Origin of the sequence: Microvirga arvi (genome assembly GCF_016892765.1) — a bacterium.
GTDB classification, from domain to species: Bacteria; Pseudomonadota; Alphaproteobacteria; order Rhizobiales; family Beijerinckiaceae; genus Microvirga; species Microvirga arvi.
This window is the reverse complement of the sequence record NZ_JAFEMD010000026.1, coordinates 63,242-83,580: the sequence shown is the minus strand read 5'-3', so window position 1 is coordinate 83,580 and position 20,339 is coordinate 63,242. Positions and strand designations below refer to the sequence as shown.

General features: G+C 61.6%; 20 protein-coding genes. 12 read left to right on the top strand and 8 right to left on the bottom strand.

Annotation, left to right across the window (positions count from 1 at the left end; all coding sequences use genetic code 11):
- Both ILT44_RS17100 and ILT44_RS17095 read left to right on the top strand, forming a co-directional pair.
- The coding region (locus ILT44_RS17100; RefSeq protein WP_204240814.1) for a Tn3 family transposase at positions 1-1,831 on the top strand (1,831 nt) is incomplete at its 5' end.
- A 126-nt stretch (positions 1,832-1,957) separates the two neighbouring features.
- Positions 1,958-2,848 (top strand): LysR family transcriptional regulator, encoded by an 891-nt coding sequence (locus ILT44_RS17095; protein ID WP_204240813.1) that lies wholly within the window; start codon positions 1,958-1,960, stop codon positions 2,846-2,848.
- A gap of 58 nt (positions 2,849-2,906) precedes the next feature.
- Here ILT44_RS17095 and ILT44_RS17090 read toward each other — a convergent pair whose 3' ends face one another.
- On the bottom strand, positions 2,907-3,158 hold the full coding sequence (locus ILT44_RS17090; RefSeq protein ID WP_204240812.1) for a hypothetical protein: 252 nt from the start codon (positions 3,156-3,158) through the stop codon (positions 2,907-2,909).
- A 263-nt stretch (positions 3,159-3,421) separates the two neighbouring features.
- Here ILT44_RS17090 and ILT44_RS17085 point away from each other — a divergent pair, with 263 nt between their 5' ends.
- A complete protein-coding gene (locus ILT44_RS17085; protein WP_307826535.1) occupies positions 3,422-3,631 on the top strand; it encodes a cold-shock protein in 210 nt (69 codons plus the stop codon).
- A 79-nt stretch (positions 3,632-3,710) separates the two neighbouring features.
- Here the strand turns inward: ILT44_RS17085 and ILT44_RS17080 are convergent, their stop codons facing one another.
- Complete coding sequence (locus tag ILT44_RS17080) at positions 3,711-4,385, bottom strand: CYTH domain-containing protein (protein ID WP_204240810.1); 675 nt, start codon at positions 4,383-4,385, stop codon at positions 3,711-3,713.
- Positions 4,386-4,645: 260 nt separating this feature from the next.
- Between ILT44_RS17080 and ILT44_RS17075 the strand changes: the two genes are divergently transcribed.
- Complete coding sequence (locus ILT44_RS17075) at positions 4,646-4,846, top strand: hypothetical protein (protein ID WP_204240809.1); 201 nt, start codon at positions 4,646-4,648, stop codon at positions 4,844-4,846.
- Positions 4,847-4,886: 40 nt separating this feature from the next.
- On the opposite strand, the gene ILT44_RS17070 is transcribed toward ILT44_RS17075, so the two are convergent.
- The 6 genes from ILT44_RS17070 to ILT44_RS17045 form a co-directional block, all read right to left on the bottom strand.
- Complete coding sequence (locus ILT44_RS17070) at positions 4,887-6,446, bottom strand: ABC transporter substrate-binding protein (protein WP_204240808.1); 1,560 nt, start codon at positions 6,444-6,446, stop codon at positions 4,887-4,889.
- A 152-nt stretch (positions 6,447-6,598) separates the two neighbouring features.
- Positions 6,599-7,606 (bottom strand): ABC transporter ATP-binding protein, encoded by a 1,008-nt coding sequence (locus ILT44_RS17065; RefSeq protein WP_204240807.1) that lies wholly within the window; start codon positions 7,604-7,606, stop codon positions 6,599-6,601.
- Positions 7,603-8,667 (bottom strand): ABC transporter ATP-binding protein, encoded by a 1,065-nt coding sequence (locus ILT44_RS17060; RefSeq protein WP_204240806.1) that lies wholly within the window; start codon positions 8,665-8,667, stop codon positions 7,603-7,605. Before ILT44_RS17060 ends, ILT44_RS17065 begins: the two co-directional genes overlap by 4 nt.
- Positions 8,664-9,725, bottom strand: a complete 1,062-nt coding sequence (locus ILT44_RS17055) for an Ldh family oxidoreductase (protein WP_204240805.1) — start codon at positions 9,723-9,725, stop codon at positions 8,664-8,666. The genes ILT44_RS17060 and ILT44_RS17055 overlap by 4 nt, the downstream gene beginning before the upstream one ends.
- A 3-nt stretch (positions 9,726-9,728) precedes the next feature.
- Positions 9,729-10,607: a DUF4438 family protein gene (locus tag ILT44_RS17050; RefSeq protein WP_204240804.1), complete on the bottom strand. Its 879-nt coding sequence runs from the start codon at positions 10,605-10,607 to the stop codon at positions 9,729-9,731.
- A 17-nt stretch (positions 10,608-10,624) separates the two neighbouring features.
- Positions 10,625-11,485 carry a DUF4438 domain-containing protein gene (locus ILT44_RS17045; protein ID WP_204240803.1) on the bottom strand — a complete coding sequence of 287 codons (861 nt, stop codon included), beginning with the start codon at positions 11,483-11,485 and terminating at the stop codon, positions 10,625-10,627.
- Between the two features lie 337 nt (positions 11,486-11,822).
- Between ILT44_RS17045 and ILT44_RS17040 the strand changes: the two genes are divergently transcribed.
- The 8 genes from ILT44_RS17040 to ILT44_RS17005 all read left to right on the top strand — a co-directional run bounded on the left by ILT44_RS17040 (position 11,823) and on the right by ILT44_RS17005 (position 20,290).
- Positions 11,823-13,376 carry an ABC transporter substrate-binding protein gene (locus ILT44_RS17040; RefSeq protein WP_204240802.1) on the top strand — a complete coding sequence of 518 codons (1,554 nt, stop codon included), beginning with the start codon at positions 11,823-11,825 and terminating at the stop codon, positions 13,374-13,376.
- Between the two features lie 139 nt (positions 13,377-13,515).
- Positions 13,516-14,493 carry an ABC transporter permease gene (locus ILT44_RS17035; protein ID WP_204240801.1) on the top strand — a complete coding sequence of 326 codons (978 nt, stop codon included), beginning with the start codon at positions 13,516-13,518 and terminating at the stop codon, positions 14,491-14,493.
- A gap of 9 nt (positions 14,494-14,502) precedes the next feature.
- Entirely contained in the window at positions 14,503-15,453 is a 951-nt protein-coding gene (locus tag ILT44_RS17030; RefSeq protein WP_204240800.1) for an ABC transporter permease, read from the top strand.
- Between the two features lie 34 nt (positions 15,454-15,487).
- Positions 15,488-16,555 (top strand): Gfo/Idh/MocA family protein, encoded by a 1,068-nt coding sequence (locus tag ILT44_RS17025; RefSeq protein ID WP_204240799.1) that lies wholly within the window; start codon positions 15,488-15,490, stop codon positions 16,553-16,555.
- A complete protein-coding gene (locus ILT44_RS17020) occupies positions 16,552-17,283 on the top strand; it encodes an SDR family NAD(P)-dependent oxidoreductase (protein ID WP_204240798.1) in 732 nt (243 codons plus the stop codon). The genes ILT44_RS17025 and ILT44_RS17020 overlap by 4 nt, the downstream gene beginning before the upstream one ends.
- A complete protein-coding gene (locus ILT44_RS17015) occupies positions 17,283-18,650 on the top strand; it encodes a M20/M25/M40 family metallo-hydrolase (RefSeq protein WP_204240797.1) in 1,368 nt (455 codons plus the stop codon). Before ILT44_RS17020 ends, ILT44_RS17015 begins: the two co-directional genes overlap by 1 nt.
- Before the next feature lie 255 nt (positions 18,651-18,905).
- Complete coding sequence (locus ILT44_RS17010) at positions 18,906-19,613, top strand: GntR family transcriptional regulator (protein ID WP_204240796.1); 708 nt, start codon at positions 18,906-18,908, stop codon at positions 19,611-19,613.
- Positions 19,614-19,759: 146 nt separating this feature from the next.
- On the top strand, positions 19,760-20,290 hold the full coding sequence (locus ILT44_RS17005) for an ureidoglycolate lyase (protein ID WP_204240795.1): 531 nt from the start codon (positions 19,760-19,762) through the stop codon (positions 20,288-20,290).
- Positions 20,291-20,339 lie beyond the last annotated feature (49 nt).

Sequence of the window (20,339 nt, the reverse complement as noted above, 5' to 3'; positions counted from 1 at the left end):
GGTCATTGACCACTATCCCGGCATTCACCGGGTCGGCAAAATGATCCTTCGGACCTTCACCTTCCATTCATGGAAGGCATCCGATCACCTGCTCACCGCCATCGAGCTCCTGCAGACGCTTTACGCCTCTGGCCAGCGCAAGCTCCCGGCTGGCGTCCCGACCGCTTTCATGACACCTGCTTGGCGAAAGCTCATTGGGAAAGGCGCCTCTGTCGACCGGCGGGCCTGGGAGATCGGCGTCATCGTCGCCCTTCGAGATCGGCTGCGGGCAGGAGATATCTGGGTGGAGGGAAGCCGGTCCTACCGGGCGTTCGACGACTTCCTCCTGCCTTCAGCGGCATTCGCCATCCGTCGTCAGAGTAGTGAACTCGGTCTTGCTGTTCCTGACAGCTTCCAGGCTTGGCGTGAGGAGCGCTGTGCCACACTGGATCGGCGGCTTCGCGAGGTTGGAGTGCAGGCTGAAGCCGGCGAGCTTTCCGAGGCAGTTATCTCATCGGCAGGGCTTTCGATCAGCCCGATCCGCCAGAACGATACCGGCATTGATGATATCGCCCGGCGGCTATACAGCATGCTTCCCCGTCTGCGGATCACCGATCTTCTCGCCGAGGTCCACAGCTGGACGAACTTTGCGGATCGATTCAGCCATCTCCGATCCGGGGCACCTCCAGAGAACCCAGTCGCTCTCAAAACGGCCATTCTGGCGGACGCAACCAATCTGGGGCTGGCACGAATGGCGCGGAGCTCTGGCCTCTTCAGCCATTCTCACCTGCTCTGGACGGCGGAGTGGCACATTCGCGATGAGACTTATCAGGCTGGGCTGGCTGCCCTGGTCGATGCCATCCATGCTCAGCCCTTCACCGTCGTCTGGGGTGATGGCGCCACTTCATCCTCGGATGGTCAGTTCTTCCGAGCGGGTGGGCATGGGCAAGGCCGCGCCGATCACAACGCCCGCTACGGCTCAGAGCCAGGAGCGAAGTTCTACACGTTCATCTCCGATCGGTTTGCACCATTCCACACTCAGGTGATTGCCGCCAACGCCAGCGAAGCGCTCCATGTTCTGGATGGCTTGCTGCACCACGAAAGCACGCTCGCGATCCGGGAGCATTATACCGACACTGGAGGTGTCACCGAGCACGTGTTCGGCCTGTGCCATCTCCTCGGCTTCCGGTTTGCCCCACGGATTCGGGATCTTGCCGATCGCCGCCTTTATGTCACCGGCGACCGGGCTGATTACGGCAGCCTCGGCGTGATGATTGGAGGTTCAATCAACCTCCACTGCATCAAGGAGAACTGGGACGAAGTCCTGCGGATGGCAGGTTCAATCCGGGCTGGCACGGTTGCACCCTCGGTGCTGATGCGTCGGCTCTCGGCTTATCCGCGCCAGAATGCTCTCGCCAAGGCTCTTCGAGAAATCGGTCGTTTGGAACGCACGCTGTTCACGCTCGACTGGATCTCGGACCCGGCTCTGCGCCGGCGCACCAATGCTGGGCTCAACAAGGGCGAGGCTCGCAATGCTCTGGCCCGAGCCCTATTCTTCCACCGCCATGGCGAACTCCGGGACCGGACCTTTGAGAACCAGCGCTACCGCGCCTCCGGCCTCAACCTGACGATCGCCGCCATCATCCTCTGGAACACGGTCTATCTCAGCCGAGCCGTTGAGGAGCTCCGCTCCGGTGGCGGGCACCTGCCGGATGAGCTCCTGGCCCATATCGCACCGCTGGGCTGGGAGCACATCAGCTTCAATGGGGATTATGTTTGGCCGACCAAGCCCCTCATCGGGCACTTCCGTCCCCTCCGAAGTCCACGCTCGCCCTTCCTCGAAGCGGCTTAGCGTAGGATTCCGGGAAGATTCTGCGATGACCCCGGCCAGCGATCGCAGCCAAGCTCCCGCGTTGAATGGTGACTTGCCGTAGGCCTCCCCGGTGCAGTAACTGACCTCCCATGTGAGGGCTCCGCGGTGGACTGGGACAAGATCAGGCTGTTCTACGAGGTGACGGAGGCTGGCAACTTCACTCGGGCCGGCGACAAGCTGGGCGTCAATCAGTCATCCATCAGCCGCCAGATCAGTGCGCTTGAGCAGGACCTCAAGGTTCCGCTGTTTCACCGCCATGCCCGTGGTCTCATTCTGACGGAGCATGGTGAGGTGCTCTTCAAGGCGGCCCAGGACATGCGCCTGCGCCTCGAGCGAACGCGCCAGCGGCTCACCGAGACCAGTGAGCGGCCTGCCGGAGAGCTTAAGGTCACCGCTACCGTGGGGATTGGTGGCATCTGGCTGGCCCAGCGCGTCACGGAGTTTCTCGATCTCTATCCCGAGATCCGCATCCAGCTGATCCTCACCCAGGACGAGTTGGACCTGTCGATGCGGGAGGCTGACATTGCCATTCGGCTGCGGCGGCCGGCTCAGCCGGAAATGATCCAGCGGCGCCTGTTCACCATTCACTACCATGCTTATGCCGCCCATAGTTACATTGAGAAGTTCGGCGACCCTCAGGCGGTGGCGGATCTCGACGGCCACCGCCTCATCAGTCTGGGCGGCGAGCAGCCGCCGTTCGTTCTTGAACTTCATCAGCTGGCGACCTGGGGACGCCCTGCGAAGGATCCGCGCCTGAGCCGATTGATTGTGAATGACAGTCTTGCACTACGGCGGGCGATCGAGACGGGCGCCGGGGTTGGGATGGCGCCGGACTATGCGATGAGCAACAACCGGCATGTGAAACAGGTGCTGTGCGATATCGAGATGCCGACCCTCGACTCCTATCTGGTATTTCCCGAGGAGGTGCGCTCTGTTGCCCGGCTTCAGGTGTTCCGGGACTTTCTGGTGACCAAAGCGCAAAGCTGGGCCTATTAGGGTCCAAGGCACCTGGGCCCTGCTCGTGTCACAGCAATGTATGGGCTGGTCACAGCGCCTATTCGGTGCGGCGCAGCGGCTTGATCTCGGGATCGCCCAGCCAGGCGCACGCCTCTTCAAGTGTCCTGAACGTGTGCTCGACCTGAGTAAATGGCAGCGGCCACTGCCTTGGGCTAGGATCGTTCAGAAGTTCTGCAGTCCACGTGACCTGATCGGTGCGCGCGCCACTCCGCACGATGCTCCCAATGATCTCACCGTCCAGCAGAAGATCGTAGCTGCCGGGAGCCAGTTGGATAAGACGATAGGGCATCTGCTTGCAGTCTCGTTGTCGGGGCTGAACCCGGGCCGGTTATCGTGGTGAGTAGGCACCTTATGGGGCAAAGCACAGATGGACAGTGATCGCAACAGCCCCTGAAAGAACTCAGCTGTGAGCACACCCGGCCAGCTGCCTTGATCACATCTGCTGAGCGGATACAGTACCACTGATGCGAGAGGCTGCACTGCCTGATGTGAAGGTGGCCAAGAGATTAGGTGGGCGCCCTCATGATCCTGCACAACAGAGGGAAGAGTTTCGTGGCGACAGGGACGGTGAAGTGGTTCAACGAGCAGAAGGGTTATGGCTTCATTCAGCCGGACAGCGGCGGCAAGGACGTGTTCGTGCACATTAGTGCGGTCGAGCGTGCTGGCCTGCGTGGCCTGGCGGAAGGCCAGAAGATCACCTATGAGGTCGAGGCCGACCGCCGCTCCGGCAAAGAGTCAGCCGTCAATCTGAAGACAGCCTGATCAGAGCCGCAGACGCTCAATCAGGCTGCTCCGCAGAGGCTGGCTGGCCCGTAGCGGAGTTGAGCGCTCGTCGGGCCGGTCAGCGTCGGCGAGGGCTCAAGGACCGGGCGAGATCGCGGACGACGCTGTCCTCGATGTTGAGATCATCCTGATCGTGCTCATCTTCAGCCTCAGCCGACACAGAGGGTGCAACCGGCTGGGGAGCAGGCGCTTGCGGCTGGTGGGATCCCACGCGGCCGTCCAGGGTATCGAGCAGGCTGTGGAGCGCCGCGTCTGTAATCTCCACCTCAGGTGCTGCGGGCAGCCCGGCCAGAGCCATGGCGCGGCTTTGATAGGCAGAATCTTCCGTGACCTCCGGACCAAACCAGGCCAGCGGCTGAAACTTGCGGGCCTGCTGGCTCTGCTCGAACGTGAGCGTGATCAGATCCAGCGGTCCGGGTGTAAGGAAGCGGCAGATCATGATCGTTTGGGTGCCGATGGCCAGGTTGACACTCAGGTATTCCACCTGTCCGGCCGTCAGCTCCAGCAGAGCCTCGGCCTGAGAGCGGGGAATATCCGCGGCCTCCTCAACAGGGCCACTTGGGTGATTGGAGACCAGGATGAGCTGACCCGTCTCGCCCTCCACCTGCACATGAGTGCTCCGGCCTGGCCGCTCCGGGAAGTAGCCCTGCCGGATGTGTTGGCCTCCCCTCTCCTTCTCAATCAGGCGCGCCAGGGAGGAGGCAAGCAGAAAGACGCGGGCGGTGCTCATCATATATCAGCCTTCCACAAAGGGTGCCGCTGGTCACCCAGCTGCTGTCAGGTTACGGTGTGACGATGGGCAGGAAAAGCGCGTTCGTCACCGTCTTCGGCAGGCGAAGAGGTAACAGAGTGCTCCGGTCCGGATCCATGACAGCTGCCAGACGAGGTGGTGACAGCCACCGGTAGGTTGTCGTACCTGGCTGTGCGATCATTGCACATAAGCTGGTGCCCACATGACGCACCTCTGCTGCGCCTTAATGAGAGGAGGCTGACATGCCCCTCAAAGACCTGCTGCTCGTGATCGGCAAAGAGACGGGAGCTGGCGGGCTCTATGCTCTGGAGCTTGCCCGGCGCAGTGGCGCGGCACTGACGGTTACGTCGTCCGGGGCAGTTCCCAGCCTGCCTGCGTCCTATGGGCTGGACGGGAGGCCGAGGGGCCTCCGTCCTTTCGTCACTCAGCTATCGCGCCTGTGATCATACCCAGAGAATCCGTCGCCGCACCGATCCGCCAGTCTCATGTCTTCTTCAGGCGGACCTCTGCGGCGTAGATCTCTTCGTCCCGGCGTGGTTTCCAGTCGATCCGGTTGGCAACGCCGTAGAAATCCGGCTGGGAATAGAGCAGAAGCCACGGAGGATCCTTATAGAAGATCTCGAGCATCTCGTTGACGAGCGTCTGCTGCTCTCTGGAATTGCGTGCCGACGAGAGACGATGCCACCGCTTCTCCCACTCAGGGTTCATCCACTCGGCATAGTTTGCGCCAGCCGTTCTCGACGAGAATAGGCTCATGTCGTAGATCTGGCTCCACGTGGCCCCGCCCGACCCGAGCATGAAGAGCGGGCCGGCATCATGGGTACGCGTCAGGGGTTGGAAGCCGGACACAAAGTCAAGAAGCTCCACTTTCGTCTCAACTCCGATATCCGTAAGGTACTGGCCAACAGCCATTGCAACATTGCCATCGGATAGGTAGCGACCGTTCGGGGCTTGGAACGTGAGCCTGAAGCGGACGCCATCTGGTCCCCTTCGATAACCAGCCTCGTCCAGCAGCGCCTCCGCCTTCTCGGGATCATAGGGATACGGCTTCAGGTCCGGATGGCCGACATTGGCCGGTCCGGTTGCACGCTGGCACTCCGCCCCGAGCAACGTTCTGCAGATCGACGGTACGTCGACTGCATATTGGAGGGCTCGACGCACCTCCGGCTTCTGGATCGCGGAACCGCCCGGAGATTGTTTCGCGAAGGACTCCTTCTGATTGAAGCCGATGTAGATCCGGCGGGTTCCAATGACCGCCTTCACCTCAGCCCGCCCGCTTGCGTTGATCGCTTGCTGCTGGTCGGGAAGGAAGTTAGCCACGATGTCTACATTCCCGGCGATCAACTCGGCCGCACGCGTGCTTGCGGCCGGGATGACTCGCCACACGAGCGTCTTGAAGGAGCTGTCCCGAAGCGTAAATTCCGGACGCTTCTCCAGGACAACCCGATCGTCCTTAATCCATCGGACGAGGCGGTAGGGTCCCGAAGAGACAGGCCGTCGCGCAGCATCGCTCGGGCTCATCTTCTCATACGAGTCCTTGCAATGGATGAAGACACGGCTGATGAGACCCGGAGCGATAGGCTGAAAGCTCTTCGTCTTGATGACGGCCACGTCTGACGAAGCCGCATAGGCCCCGTCGAAGCCGAGCGAGTTGAAGACGAAGCCGGGCGTATTCCCGTTGAACTTGAGCTGCGGATCAGCAGCTCGGTTGAAAGTATATGCCACGTCTTCCGCGGTCAGAGGTTCTCCGTCTTCGCAGACAAGTCCACTGCGAATCTTGAAGGAGATCTCCGTTCCGGCCTCGTTGTAGCTGTAGCTCTCGGCAATGAACGGGACGATGTCGCCGGAATCCTCCGTTCGCAGGAGAGTACCCCACAGATGCATCGCGATGTTCGTTCCGTTGGTCGACCTGATCTCCGCCGGCTCGAGAGTCTCAAGGTCGACGCTCTGGGCAATGACGAGAGTGTCCGCGGAGGGTGCCTGTGCGTGCACCGAGCCAACGAAAGACAGGAGGATTCCTAGCCCGATAAGACCTGTTCGCATGCTGCTTTCCCACTAGAATTGACTTCAACCTGAGATCTCGGTTCCGCCTTTAATGGCGCGGCCGTTTTACGGTTCCGTCTCCAATGAATTGCTTGGTTTCGGGGATGTTTTATGATCGCGGCTTTCCTCCTTGAATGCGGGGCCGGGCTCCATCACCGCCTCAGACAGGCGGCGAAATGTCCGGGCCTCTTCTCCTCCAGCACTGGAACGGTCTCGGCGCATGCCTTCGTGGCCAGCGGGCAACGTGTGCGGAACACGCAGCCAGAGGGAGGATTAATTGGGCTCGGAATGTCGCCCTCCAGCACCTTCCGTTCGTAGGTCGCTTCCGGATCCGGGATCGGGATGGCGGACAGAAGGGCCTCTGTATAGGGGTGGATCGGGTTTCGGTAGAGCGACTCGCTGGGTGCGTTCTCGACAATCCGGCCAAGGTACATGACGATGACGCGGTCACTGATGAACTCCACGACTGAGAGGTCGTGCGCAATGAAGAGAATGGTGAGGCCGAACTGCTCCTTCAGGTCCTGAAGCAGATTGATGACCTGGGCCTGAATCGATACATCGAGCGCCGAGACGGGCTCGTCTGCAAGGATGAAGCGCGGATTGACCGCAAGGGCCCGGGCGATGCCGATGCGCTGACGCTGCCCGCCCGAGAATTCGTGCGGATAACGGTCGAGGTGGTGGCGCGACAATCCAACCGCCGCCAGGAGTTCCACGATACGATCGCGCCGCTCGGTCGGATCCCACAGGCCGTGGATACGATAAGCCTGCATGATCGTATCTTCGACGGTCAGCCTCGGATTGAGGCTCGCATAGGGATCCTGGAAGACGATTTGCATCTCCTTCCTGTAATCGCGCATCCGCTTCGCGGAAACTTTCGCAATGTCGACCCCATCGAACATGATCTCGCCGGATGTCGGCTCGGTCAGGCGAAGCAGCGCCCGTCCCGTCGTCGTTTTCCCAGAGCCCGACTCGCCGACGAGCCCGACGACCTCGCCAGCCTTGACGGTAAATGAGACGTCCTCGACCGCCTTCACGTTCGCGACGACGCGCGGAATGAGCCCCCCCATGATCGGGAAGTATTTGCGAAGGTTACGGACGTCGAGCAGTGCTGAGGACGGCGCAGCGACATTGTGCTCGGCATCGGTCAGGAGACTTGTCATGTGATCAACTCCTGCTTGAGTGAGAGGTCGGGCCAGCGCAGGCAGCGCACCATATGGCGGTTGCCGGAATCCTCAAGCGGCGGCAGCGTCTCACGGCATGTCTCGCGGACGTGCTTGCATCGGTTGCTGAAGGTGCAACCGGGCGGCAGGTGCAGCGGGTTCGGGACGTTCCCGGGTATCGCCGCAAGACGCGTCCGACGCGGCCCATCGCGATTGACGCGCGGGATCGACCCCATGAGCCCAGCCGTGTAAGGCATTTTGGGGTCGGCGAAGATCGCTTTGACGTGTCCTTCCTCGACGGCCCGGCCGCCATACATCACGACGACGCGGTCAGCCATCTCGGCCACGACACCGAGGTCGTGAGTGATGAAGAGGATTGCCATGCCGAGCTCGCGCTGGAGCCGCCTCATGAGTTCGAGTATCTGCGCCTGGATCGTCACGTCGAGCGCCGTGGTCGGCTCATCCGCGATAAGAAGCTCTGGGTTGCAGGAAAGGGCCATGGCGATCATGACGCGCTGGCGCATGCCGCCCGACATCTGGTGCGGAAAGTTGTCGATGCGCTTGCCCGGCTCCGGAATGCCGACAAGTTCCAGCATGTCAATCGCCCTGCGGCGCGCTTGGTGAGCCGAGAGGCGCTGGTGGAGCCTGATCACCTCCACGATCTGGTGTCCGACGGTCTTCACCGGATTGAGGCTCGTCATCGGCTCCTGAAAGATCATAGCGATCTCGTTGCCGCGGATGCGCCTCATCTCCGATTTCGATTTCTGGAGGAGGTCCTGCCCCTTGAAGAGGATCCGCCCCCCGGCGAAGCGGCCGGGCGGCTGAGGGATCAGTCGCATGACCGACAAGCTCGTCACCGATTTACCGGAGCCGGACTCCCCAACGACCGCCAAGGTTTCCCCCTTGTCGATGTGGAAGCTAACGCCGTCGACTGCCTTCACCGTTCCGGCGTCGCTGTCGAAATAGGTCTTGAGGTCACGGACCTCGAGGAGGTGCGACGTCCCGGATGATGACGGGAGCGGCGGAGTCGCCGTGAAGCTCACGGGCGAATTGGGCGTCATGCGGCCTCCTTCAAGCTGGTGGAGAGCCCGAGTTCTCGGCCGAGCTCGTTGAGATCCTCGAACACCTCACGGTCCAGGGGTACGCCGGTTGCGAGCTTCTCGCGGGCGCGCCTATCCTCGATCTCGCCTGGCACCAGAACCTCGGAGTAGCCGGGGCGCAGCCGGCTCGCCTTGATCATGTCGATGAAGCGGCCCATGCGCGACCGGTACTCGGCGACAGGCAGGAACCATGCGATGTCGAAGGCGAGGAAGAGGTGAGAGACGTCCTGCCGGGCGAGATCGGAATAGGGCTGCGTTCCGAATGCGCCTCCCGAAAGCACTCCCGTCATCGCGTCGGTCATGAAGGACAGGCCGTAACCCTTGTACTGACCGATGCCGAGAAGCGCGCCCGTCATCGCAGCCGCAGGGTCGTCAGTCTCTTCGCCCTCCGGCGTGAGCGCCCAGTCCAGGGGCATCTTGCGCCCTTCCCGTGCGTACCACCTCATCATACCCTTGCCGGCTGTGGTCAAGGCTATGTCGAGCGACACCGGAAAACCGCGATCCGTGGGAGCAGCAATAGACCAGGGATTCGTGCCGACCACCGCTGTCGCCCCGCCCCATGGCGCCATCTCGGGACCAGCATTCGTCATTGCGAGGCCGATGCAATCGGCCTCCACCGCCTCGGCCGTGTGGACGGCCGACGAGCCGTAATGCGTGCCGCCGCGCACCAGCACCGATCCGATGCCGCACTCCTTGGCTTTCGCGACAGCCAAGCGCATGGCCCTAACGCCGGTGACGCTGCCCAGTCCATTGCAGGCATCCACAAGCGCAAGGGCGGGGCTTTCCTTCACGATTGTGAAAGGACCTGCCGGATCGATCAGCCGTTGCGCGATGCGGTCGCGGTAGGCGCGCAAGCGGCGAACTCCCTGTCCCTGTCCAGGATGGAAGCGCAACTCGCTATACATCAGGGCATGGGCCGAGATCGCCGCCTGCTCGCTATCGAGCCCCATTGTCTGGAAGGCATCAAGCGCGAACCGCCTGAGCCGCTCCGGGTCGACACAGATCATCGTGACCGTCACCGCTCAAGCCTCCAAGTCTAGCAGCGTTGCAATGTTCACGTCTCTCTGAACCACAGGCTCGATGAGGCCTTTCGAGTCCGTCATCAGCAGTGTCATGCCCGGGCCGTAGCCGGCGCGTGGGCCATCGGTCTGGCCGATGACCGCAACTCCGATTGCGCCCCTGAGATATCCGTGCTGGTACCGGCTGTCATAATCCTCAAGGGCCACGATATCGCCCAACTTGAGCCGGTCGAGACCCGCCGCCCTGATCGCATCTCGGTCGGTCGTCTGGATATGGAGACTTCCGCCCTCGCTCGTGAGTCCCGCGCCCGCTCCAAGCAGGTGGGCCGGGATCGTCGCCACAACCGGCACCCGCAGCTTGCCGCCGGCATTCGTCGGCGCGAGTGCCCTGAACAGGCGCGGCGAGAGGCTCTTCAATCGCATCGACGGGAAGCCTGCCACCTCCATTCCGACTCCAGTGGCACGGATAACGATCTTGTCGCCGACCGCGAGGCTTCGCCTCACATCTTTGGCGAAATGGACGATGACGTTCTCCGAGAAGCGACCTGACTTGCCCGTCACGACCCCCCGCGCCCCTCTGCCTTCTCCGCTCATCACCATGGCGTCGTTGCCAACGCAAGCGAAGACGTTGAGGCCGCGGTTGCCGAGGTCGGAGCCGTGGTGAATGCTCACGCCCGGGTGCACACAGTCCGCCATCCAACCGAAGGCGCTGTCGCCGACGGAGATGTTGTAGACGATCCCGCCGAACGTCGGCAGCAGGAACGGCGTCCCGTCGGCTGCGAGGCGATAGGGCTCCGCTGGCAGGCCCGGAAAGCTCGGGTGGACGATGGAACCGGACACGGAGACGACGACGAGACGATCCTCGTTGGTTTGAACAGACATGGGATCCCTTCGGACTTTCAGTTCGTAGTCAGGCCGAGATAGCGGCCGAGATTGGCGGTTTCGTCGATTACCCATTGGATGTTCGGTGTCGCACAGGTCATCAGGGTCAGAATTCCCGGTCCATGCCCTGTCATGACGGAATCGCCATGGATGCAAAGACCTATGCTCACGGCATCTTTCCGATAGCTCCGGCCGAAATGGTGATCCACGTGATTGATGACGACGAGGTCTCCAAGCTTCATTCTGTCGATTCCCAGGTCGGCCATCAGCGCCCTATCACCTGACATCAGGTCCTGGTCCACATATTCACTGTTGAGCTCCGCCCCCGATCCCATAATCCGGGCCGGCAATTCCATGGCGACCGGGACCCGGATCGTTCTCTCATTGACGGCCTCGATGCGCATCGCTTCCAGAAGGTGAGGACTCATCTTCTTCAATTCGATATGAGGATAATCGAGGAGCGCGAGCCCCCGACCCAAGGCCTCGATCTGGATCGTATCCCCGACGGCCAGCGCCTCGTAGGTTTCGTCACTGAAATCGATGAGCATGCGCGCATGCTCGCCGGTGACGATGCCCTTCTGCCCCTTGGCGAGCCCGCTCGTGACCGTCGCCTTGTTTCCGATGCATGTAAGATAATGTAGTGCGAAATCCTGTTTCTCGTCGCCATTAGCGATCGAGACGCCCGGCTCCACGTGATCGGCGGCCCACCCGAAGGCGGGATCACCGGTGCGGACATTGTAGACAATGCCGGCCATACCGGACAGGACGACGGCGAGACCGTCATTGTCTGGAATGTAGCCGGGCGCCCGAAGGGTTGGCTGGCTGACCGACCCGGCGACGGCCATGGCAACCAGTTGGTCTGCGTTCGTACGCAACACGTGAGCCCCCTATCCCTTTGTTGAAAAAAACCTTTTACGGCCGCCCGGCTGAAGCTCGGCTGCAGTCAAGATCGCGACTTGACAGCACCTTGCCGAGCGACTGTATTGTATAATAATCATACAGACCACAGGTTAGGCAAGTCGACAGTTCAATCTGTTTCTCCAGGTCTGGGCAGGCCGCCGTTCAGCGCGGTGCCTCCGGACAGATACACACGACAGTCATGCGCGTCCGGTCCGGAGGCGCATGGAGCAGAAACCACCTAGCAGTGGAATAAGAACGAGTATGACCAGAGCGACGAAGGCCATGATCAGAACTCTTCAGAGGGAAAAGAGAGCTATGAAGACCACTAAACTGACTCTGCTCGCCGGGGTAGTTATTGCCGCCGCGCCCGCGCTTGCGGCCGATCCCACGGTCCTGACGCTGTCCCAGGGCGTCGACGCGAGTACGCTCGATCCTGCCCAGGTGAGCTCGCGCAACGAATCGAATATGCTCGATAACTTGTTCGGAACGCTCTACAAAATCGGCGGGGATGGCCAGATCACTCCTTACTTCGCCAAGTCGTACAAGGTCTCCGATGACGGTACGAAGTGGGTGTTCACGCTCAACGAGGGTCTGAAGTGTCAGGACGGTGAAGCGCTGACCGCAGAGGATGTTGCCTATTCCTTCAACCGCGCCGCCGATCCGGCGTTGAAATTCACCGGAAACACGCCAGGCTTCGTTTACAGTTCGATCCAGTTCAAGAAAGCAACTGCCCTCAGCGACCTCGATGTCGAAATCGAGATTGGGCGCTACAATCCCATCGCACTCGGCATGATTTCCGAGGTCTATGTCCATTGCAAGGACTCTTACGCCAAGATGAGTCCGAACGATGCCGCGCGCAAACCCGTCGGCTCAGGTCCCTACAAGTTCGTCGAGTGGATCAAGGACGACCGAATCACATTCGAGAAAAACCCTGACTTCAAGCTCGCCCCTGCGAAGTTCGCGAAAGTCATATGGCGCGTCATTCCCGAGGGTTCGACCCGGGTTGCAGAACTGCTCGCCGGCAATGTCGACATCATCACCAACGTCTCGCCCGACCAGAAGGAAACGGTAGACAGAAGCGATGCTGCGAAAGTGGTCCCGATTGCGGGAACCCGGCGAATCTATGTTGGGTTCAATCAGAAGGAAAAGTTCCGGAACACCAAGGGCGGGCAAGCCATCGCCAAGCCGGAAGTGCGCCGTGCCCTGCAGTATGCCGTCGACGTTCCTACGATCTGCGCGACCCTGCTGAGCTTCGAGTGCGAACGCGCCACGAGTCCGGTCAACCCTCCGAACAACAACACTGCGCTCAAGCCCTTCCCCTACGATCCGAAGATGGCCGAGAAGCTTCTTGACGAGGCCGGATATCTGAAGGACGCGAGTGGAACGCGCTTCGAGCTGACGCTCCAGAGTCCAAATGGGCGCTACTTCGGCGATGCGAATGTGGCTCTCGCGATCGGGCAGTACTTCTCCGACATCGGCGTTAAGACGAACGTCACCCCGCATGAGTGGGCCGCGGTGTATGTGCCGCTCATTCGCGCCCATGATGCTGGACCGCTCTTCTTCCTCGGTACTGGGGGCGACACATGGAACGCGGCCTACGATCTGGCGGACTTCTCGGCTCCGACCGCAGGGACGAACTACACCGAGTGGAACGATCCTGTATTCTTCGGAATGTGGAATGAGCTCTATGCCACCCGGGATCCTGCCAAGCAGAAGGAGATCACCGACAAGATGAGCGCCCGCTTCGCCGAACAGTCGCCCTGGCTGATGCTGTACTTCCAGCCAAACTTCTACGGCATCAGCAAGCGCACGAAGTGGGAGCCACGCCGTGACGAGCGTATCGACCTCGCTGACGTCTCGCTCAACTAGAGCCGCGACGGCGCAATCCTCGTGGAACACGACATCCGGCCTGCTTGTCGGCGGGCCGGATGTCGGCAGAACAGCCCGGCCGGGCGAACGTCTTGGCCGGGCCGGTGAACCTTAACCCATTGCCGGATCAGAACCTCCCGTGTGGACATTCATTGCCCGTCGCCTGCTCCAAAGCCTCGTCGTCGTTTTCGGGGTGACGCTCATCAGCTTCGTTGCCCTTCACATGGGCGGCGACCCCACGTACCTCTATGTCAGCGAGCGCGCGAGCCAGGAGGAGATCCAGGAAACACGGGCCAAGCTCGGTTTCGACAAGCCCCTGCATATCCAGTACGCGACCTATATCGAGCGGCTCGCCCAAGGTGATTTCGGAACTTCCCTGACGTATCGGACGCCGGCGATTGATGTTGTCCTCGAGCGGTTCCCGGCGACGATCGAGCTCACGCTGTTTGCCATGAGCATCGCCATTTTCGCGGCAATTCCGATCGGGGTGATTTCGGCTCTCTATCGTGGGACTGCAATCGACGGAACCGCAATGACCATGGCGATGATCGGGCAGTCCCTCCCGAGCTTCTGGCTCGGAATCATGCTCATCCTCTATGTGGGCCTTGGTCTGCGGTGGCTTCCGATCTCAGGGCATTCGCCGCTGCTCGACCCCCTGATCCGAGGCGAGTTCGCCACGGCTTTTGCGAATTTTCCGTCCGCCGTCGAGCATCTGATCCTCCCGGGCGTCACGATTGCGTTCTTCTCTCTCGCCCGGAATGCGCGTCTTGTCCGCTCATCCATGCTCGAGGTGCTGAACCAGGACTACGTGCGCACTGCACGAGCCAAGGGACTGAGCGAATATACGGTAGTTGTGGCACATGCGCTCCGCAATGCTTGGCTGCCCGTGGTGACCATGTTCGGCCTGGAGTTCGGATTTCTCCTGTCCGGCGTCGTTGTCGTCGAGACGATCTTCGCTTGGCCCGGCGTCGGCCGTCTTGTCTTCAACGCCATCAACCAGCGCGACATTCCGCTCGTCCAGGCGGCGGTCGTGGTCTTCGCACTCCTCTTCGTCCTTCTGAATCTCGTAACGGACATTCTCTACGCCAAGCTCGATCCCCGAATCCGTCTGGGCTGAGGTACGATCATGTCGGAAACACAAGTCCAAAGCCCACCCCACATCGCCGCCGCCGCTCTGGCGCCCGCCGAAGTGCCGCGATCCCGGCGCCGAGAAGGGCTGCGCCGGGCGGTCAAAAGCCTCCTGAGGGCCCGTTGGCCTGTCCTTGCGCTCGTCGTGCTCGCCTGCGTGACCTTCGCGGCGGTCCTCGGGCCGTCCGTGTCACCCATGGATCCCAACCGTCAGAACATCATCCAGCGGCTGCAGGAACCCATGAAGGTCGACCGGCAGGGACGCACGCCCCACCTCCTCGGGACGGACGCCCTCGGCCGGGACGTTTTCTCCCGTCTCATCTATGGTGCGCGCGTCTCGCTCCTCGTCGGATTCATCGCGGTTTGCATTGGCGGAACGCTCGGCACCATGCTTGGCCTGATCGCAGGTTATTTCGGCGGCCGCATCGACGACTTCATCATGAGGCTTGCAGACATCCAGCTTGCCTTCCCGTTCATCCTTCTCGCGATCATGTTCCTCGTTGTCCTCGGGCCCGGCCTTACGAACTTAGTCCTTGTCCTTGGCATCGGTCAGTGGGTGACCTACGCCCGGATCGCGAGAGCCCAGACGATCGGCCAGCGCGAGAAGGAATATGTCGAGGCCGCCTTCGCCCTCGGCGCCACGAAGGGCAGCATCATGTTCCGCACGATCCTGCCGAACATCCTCGCGCCGCTCACTGTCATCGCTTCATTCAACGTCGCCAGTGTGATCCTATCGGAGGCATCCCTGTCGTTTCTTGGTCTTGGCGTTCCTCCGACGACGCCCACCTGGGGCGGCATGCTCAACGAGAGCCGGGACCAGCTGATCGCTGGCCGCTGGTGGCTGGCCGTGTTTCCGGGCGTGGCGATCGCCCTGACGGTCCTGTCCTTCAATATTCTCGGCGACTGGCTGAGAGACTTCCTCGATCCCCGTTTGAAATCGATCGGCTAAACGTGCCGACCGTATCCGTTTCCAGGAGACCAGAATGAGAGTTGCAGTCATCGGAGCGAGTTTCGCCAAGGCGGCCTATCTCCCGGCGCTCGCCCACACGCCCGGCGCGGAGATCGTAGCGCTTGCGAGCGCCCGGCTTGCGAGCGCCCGGACCACGGCCGAGGCCTTTAATGTGCCCCATGCCTATGACGACTGGAAGGCGATGCTTCAGGAGCACCAGGTCGACCTCGTCTGCATCGCGACCCCTACCGTCACGCATGCTCCGATGGCGCTGGCCGCTCTTGAGGCAGGAGCCAACGTTCTGTGCGAGAAGCCGACGGCCATGAATGCGGGCGAGGCGAAGACCATGCTCGACCGCGCCGTCGCGCTCGAGCGCGTCCACATGATTGATCACGAGCTCCGCTTCAATCCGAACCGCCGCAAGATTAAATCGCTGATCGAGAGTGGCTATATCGGCCGAGTCAGGCACGCCCATATCACCAATATCGGGCCGTCCTGGGCGACGCCGGATACCCGCCCGAAAGGCGACTGGTGGTCGATGAAGGATCAGGGGGGCGGCCGCCTTGGCGCGAATGGTTCGCATCAGACCGACCTTCTGCGCTGGTGGTTCGGGGAGCCGCGGTCGGTCGTCGGCCAAGCCCTCACGATGGTTCCCGAGCGGGTCGACAAGGCAACCGGGGAGCCTTGGATCGCAACGGCGGACGATACGACCCATTTTACCGTCGAGATGGAGTCGGGCGCCGTCGTGAGCGTCTTTCTGAGCGGCGTCGCCCGGCATGCAATGGACAATGTCACCCAGATCTATGGCAGCGAGGGCACGATCCTGCTCAACAACTCCGACGAAAAGCTCATGGTCGCCCGAGCCGGGGAACCCTTCCAGGACATGACCGAGACGGATCCTAACGCGGCGCTCCCGGGTTTGAACAAGGGCATCTGGAACGTGTCCGTCGTGGGTGTCATGCGGGAACTGGCCGCTGCCATCGCCGAGGGGCGCCAGCCACGGGAGGGCGCGACCTTCTACGACGGGTGGCGCAATCAGCTCGTCCTCGACGCCGTTCTCGAGTCGCATCGCGACCGTCGCTGGATCGACATTTCCGCATGAGCCCGAAGCCGCTGAACCTCCAACGGGTGATGATAACCGGGGCGGCGAACGGTCTCGGCGAGGCCATCGCGCGTCATCTCCATGACCGTGGGGCGCGGCTCGTTCTGCTGGACCGTGACGCCGACGGCCTAGCGCGTCTTGCGGACCGCCTCGGGCCAAACGTCCAGACAGTCCCCGCGGACCTCGCGGACGCCTCGGCCACGATCAAGGCTGTTCGAGCGTCGAGCGTGGAAGCCGACCCGGTTGACACGCTCATTCACAACGCAGCGGTCCTTGTCCCGACGCCGTTCGGCGCCATGACGTTCGAGCTCTGGAACCAGACGGTGAACGTGGGGTTGCAGGCCGCCTTTCTGCTCACCAGAGCGGTCTGGCCCGGCATGCAGAAGGCCGGGGGCGCGATCGTCCTGGTCTCGTCCCGCTCCGGCATCGAGGGCTTTCACGACGAGACGGCCTATTGCGCGGCCAAGCACGGCCTCGAGGGTTTCATGAAGTGCCTCGCCCTGGAGGGAGCCCCATTCGGCATCCAGGTGAATACGGTGACGCCCGGAATGTTCATGCGCACGCCCATGTCGGAGCGCAACTACACGGAGGATCTCAAGACCAAGTGGGTGGATCCGATGGAGCTCGCACCTACCTTCGCGGCGCTCGCCGAGCGCCGAAATCACGAACATTGCGGGCAGCGGCTCAATGCCTGGGAAATGAGCCGGGCGCTGAAGGAACAGGGATGATGAGCGACACGCTTCAGGACATTTACGACTATATCGACCGGAATGCCGACGAGGCCATCGCCGATCTCCAGGAACTGGTCAGGCAGCCCAGCATCTCGGCCCAGAATGTCGGGCTGCGCGACTGCGCGGAACTCGTCCAGCGGCAGATGCTCCGTGACGGCCTCGATGCCCAACTGCACGAGCTCGACGGAGGACCGCCCGTCATCTTCGGTCACATGACGACCGACACCTCGGCCAAGACCATGCTGTGCTACTCGCATTACGACGTCCAGCCGCCGGAGCCCATCGAGGCCTGGAGCCATGGGGGTCCATGGTCGGGCGCCGTCGTCGACAACGTTCTCTACGGACGAGGCGCGACGGACAACAAGAGCGGCGTGCTTGCCTTCAACAAGGCTGCCAAAGCCTTCCTAATCGTCCGCGGCCGGCTTCCGGTGAACCTCAAGTTCATTATCGAAGGCGAGGAAGAGATCGGCAGCATCCACCTCGGTCCCTGGGTCGAGTGCAACAAGGCGCTCCTGGAAGCCGACGGCATGCATTGTCTGGACGGGTCCGTCGATACGGCGACACTCCTGCCGGACGTCGATCTCGGGCTGAAATCGGTTCTCTTCGTCGAGCTCGTCGCCCGGGGCGCCAAATCAGATGTGCATTCCCTGAACTTCCCGCTCCTACCCAGCCCTGCCTGGGACCTCGTGAGGGCTCTCGGAACGATCATGGACGATCAGCGCAGGATCCTCATCGAGGACTGGTATGAAGGCCTCTACGAACTCGAGGACGAGGACGAGGAGCAGCTCCGGGCCAAAGCCGCCCGCGTCGATCTCGACGCCTTGCGGCGGGAATGGGGGATCGACCGCTTCGCCCTTGGGCGTGACGGCATCGACGCCATTCGGGCACGGACCTATGAGCCGACAGCCAATATCCAGGGCCTCGTGGCAGGCTATACGGGGCCCGGCATGAAGACCATTGTGCCCAATGAGGCGCGGGCGAAGCTGGATTTCCGGCTCATTCCGAACATAGACCCGGCGAAGGCCGTGGAGCGCCTCAGACGGCATCTGTCGAAGCACGGCTTCGGGCATATCGAGGTGATCGCGCGGGAGAGCGCCGAACCGCCCTACAAGATCTCCGTGAAGGAGGACATGTCCCAGGCTGTCATCGCCGCCGCCCATCGCGTCTGGGGCGAAGCTCCGATCGTCAACGGGGTCTCTGCCGAAGGAACAATCCTCCGGCACGTCTGGATCCCTTGTGTCCTGACAGGCTTCGCCAATCCGGGCGCAAACCTGCACGCTCCCGACGAGAACATTCGGATCGACAACTACATCAGGGGGATCAAGTATGCGGCCGCCATCATGGAAGAGTTTGGCCGGCGTTGAAAATCCGGGCCGAAGGACGAATTCCGGCCCCACGCCGGTCCCAATGCGGCGTCGAGGGGCAGGACGCCCACCCGGGTCTTGCCGAACCGTCCAGATTTTCCGGTCGAAGAGCGAGGCTTCTCAGGGAGCCTAACTCAGTGTATTACAATCTGAACTATATGTAACACGATAACGATCCGGCACTCGGCAGTTGGCGCAAGATGTCTCGACGCCTGACCCGCTGCCGGATCAATCGATTTTAACGGGACATCAGCCGTGGCACACAAGGACCCTATTCTTCCGACGGGCGACGCCTTTCCGCAGCCGAAGCGGCTTCTTTTGACCGACTCGATTGCCGATTCCATTGCAGAGGCCATTTCGACACGGCATCTCCTCCCCGGCGACCGAGTAGTCGAGACCACTCTTGCTGAGCGGCTCGGCGTGAGCCGCGTTCCCATCCGGGAGGCGCTTCGGGTCCTTCACGCACAGGGAATCCTCACCGGCGGGAGCCACAAGGGCTATCGCGTGGCCGATTTCGGACCTGAGACAACACAGCAGGTGTTCGAGGTTCGCCTAGCGCTGGAGACGTTTCTTCTGCGCGACGCGATCAGGAACTGGCGCGACGGTCTGGAGGACATCAATGCCCTTGAGGTTGCCATTGAGATGATGAAGCGGGCCGCCAAGATCGGCGACGTGAGAGCTTCGCTGGTGGCCGACCTGGAGTTTCACCGGACGATCTCCATCGCGTCGCGCAACCCGATCACGTCTGCGCTGTGGGAAGCGATCGCTCGCCACGTGCTCATCATTTTCAACTTCGAGCGCTATCGCGACAAGAACCTCATGGCAGTCGCGGAGCAGCATCGGGATTTCATGAAGTTCCTTCAGCGTCAGATCAAGACCCCAGGTCCGGAGAACGTGCTTCACAATGCTCTTGAGAATCATATGCTGCTCATCGAGCGCAGCCGCCGTCGCAGCAACGCCTGACCTCAGGCTGGACATCCGAGGCACTGAACGGCACCTGTTCCTGAGATGTATATTTTTATGATTGTAATACAATCGTGCCTGATCTATAACGGGCCGTAGCGGGCTTGCGGCAACGGCGGCAAGCTGCGGACAATCTTCGATATGCCATGCTTGATCAACCCATTCAAACAGAACGCCTAGCCGACGTGACCTCTCGCGCGCAGCCGGTTATCCATTCCCATGTTGGAGCCAGCGCAGACGAATTCGCTCCCTTCGGTCTCATCCTGGCCGGGCCGAGTCTCGCCGGCCATCGGGCCGATTTTTCTGCTGTTCTTCTGACGGCGGATTCCAGCTTCCGGCCGCGGCTCCATGTCAACTGCGTCGAGGCATCGACGCTTCCTCTGAAGGTCTCCTTCGTGGAGCGTCATCCCAACTGCTGGCAGACCTTCGTGCCGCTCGACGTGTCGCGCTTCGTCGTGTGCGTCATGGGATCGAAGCCCGACGGAACGCCCGATCTGGAAGCGGTCCACGTCTGGATCCTGGATGGCAATGTGGGAGTCGCGATTTCTCCAGGCGTCTGGCACATTGGCGCGACGGTGCTCGACCGAAAAGGAAACTTCGTCGTGGTTTGGCCGCGGGCCGACAATGAAGGAGACACGGAATTCTTCACCTTCGACGAAGCGGTTCAGGTTGCCTAGCACATCGTCGAACGAGTGCAGGATACGAACGCTGCAGTTCCAGGCAGCG

Bases quoted from the DNA above. Each gene is read 5' to 3' on its own strand.
- ILT44_RS17090 (WP_204240812.1), bottom strand. From the start codon at position 3,158: ATGCCCTATCGTCTTATCCAACTGGCTCCCGGCAGCTACGATCTTCTG.
- ILT44_RS17080 (WP_204240810.1), bottom strand. From the start codon at position 4,385: ATGATGAGCACCGCCCGCGTCTTTCTGCTTGCCTCCTCCCTGGCGCGC.
- ILT44_RS17075 (WP_204240809.1), top strand. From the start codon at position 4,646: ATGCCCCTCAAAGACCTGCTGCTCGTGATCGGCAAAGAGACGGGAGCT.
- ILT44_RS17070 (WP_204240808.1), bottom strand. From the start codon at position 6,446: ATGCGAACAGGTCTTATCGGGCTAGGAATCCTCCTGTCTTTCGTTGGC.
- ILT44_RS17065 (WP_204240807.1), bottom strand. From the start codon at position 7,606: ATGACAAGTCTCCTGACCGATGCCGAGCACAATGTCGCTGCGCCGTCC.
- ILT44_RS17060 (WP_204240806.1), bottom strand. From the start codon at position 8,667: ATGACGCCCAATTCGCCCGTGAGCTTCACGGCGACTCCGCCGCTCCCG.
- ILT44_RS17050 (WP_204240804.1), bottom strand. From the start codon at position 10,607: ATGTCTGTTCAAACCAACGAGGATCGTCTCGTCGTCGTCTCCGTGTCC.
- ILT44_RS17040 (WP_204240802.1), top strand. From the start codon at position 11,823: ATGAAGACCACTAAACTGACTCTGCTCGCCGGGGTAGTTATTGCCGCC.
- ILT44_RS17030 (WP_204240800.1), top strand. From the start codon at position 14,503: ATGTCGGAAACACAAGTCCAAAGCCCACCCCACATCGCCGCCGCCGCT.
- ILT44_RS17025 (WP_204240799.1), top strand. From the start codon at position 15,488: ATGAGAGTTGCAGTCATCGGAGCGAGTTTCGCCAAGGCGGCCTATCTC.
- ILT44_RS17020 (WP_204240798.1), top strand. From the start codon at position 16,552: ATGAGCCCGAAGCCGCTGAACCTCCAACGGGTGATGATAACCGGGGCG.
- ILT44_RS17015 (WP_204240797.1), top strand. From the start codon at position 17,283: ATGAGCGACACGCTTCAGGACATTTACGACTATATCGACCGGAATGCC.
- ILT44_RS17005 (WP_204240795.1), top strand. From the start codon at position 19,760: ATGCTTGATCAACCCATTCAAACAGAACGCCTAGCCGACGTGACCTCT.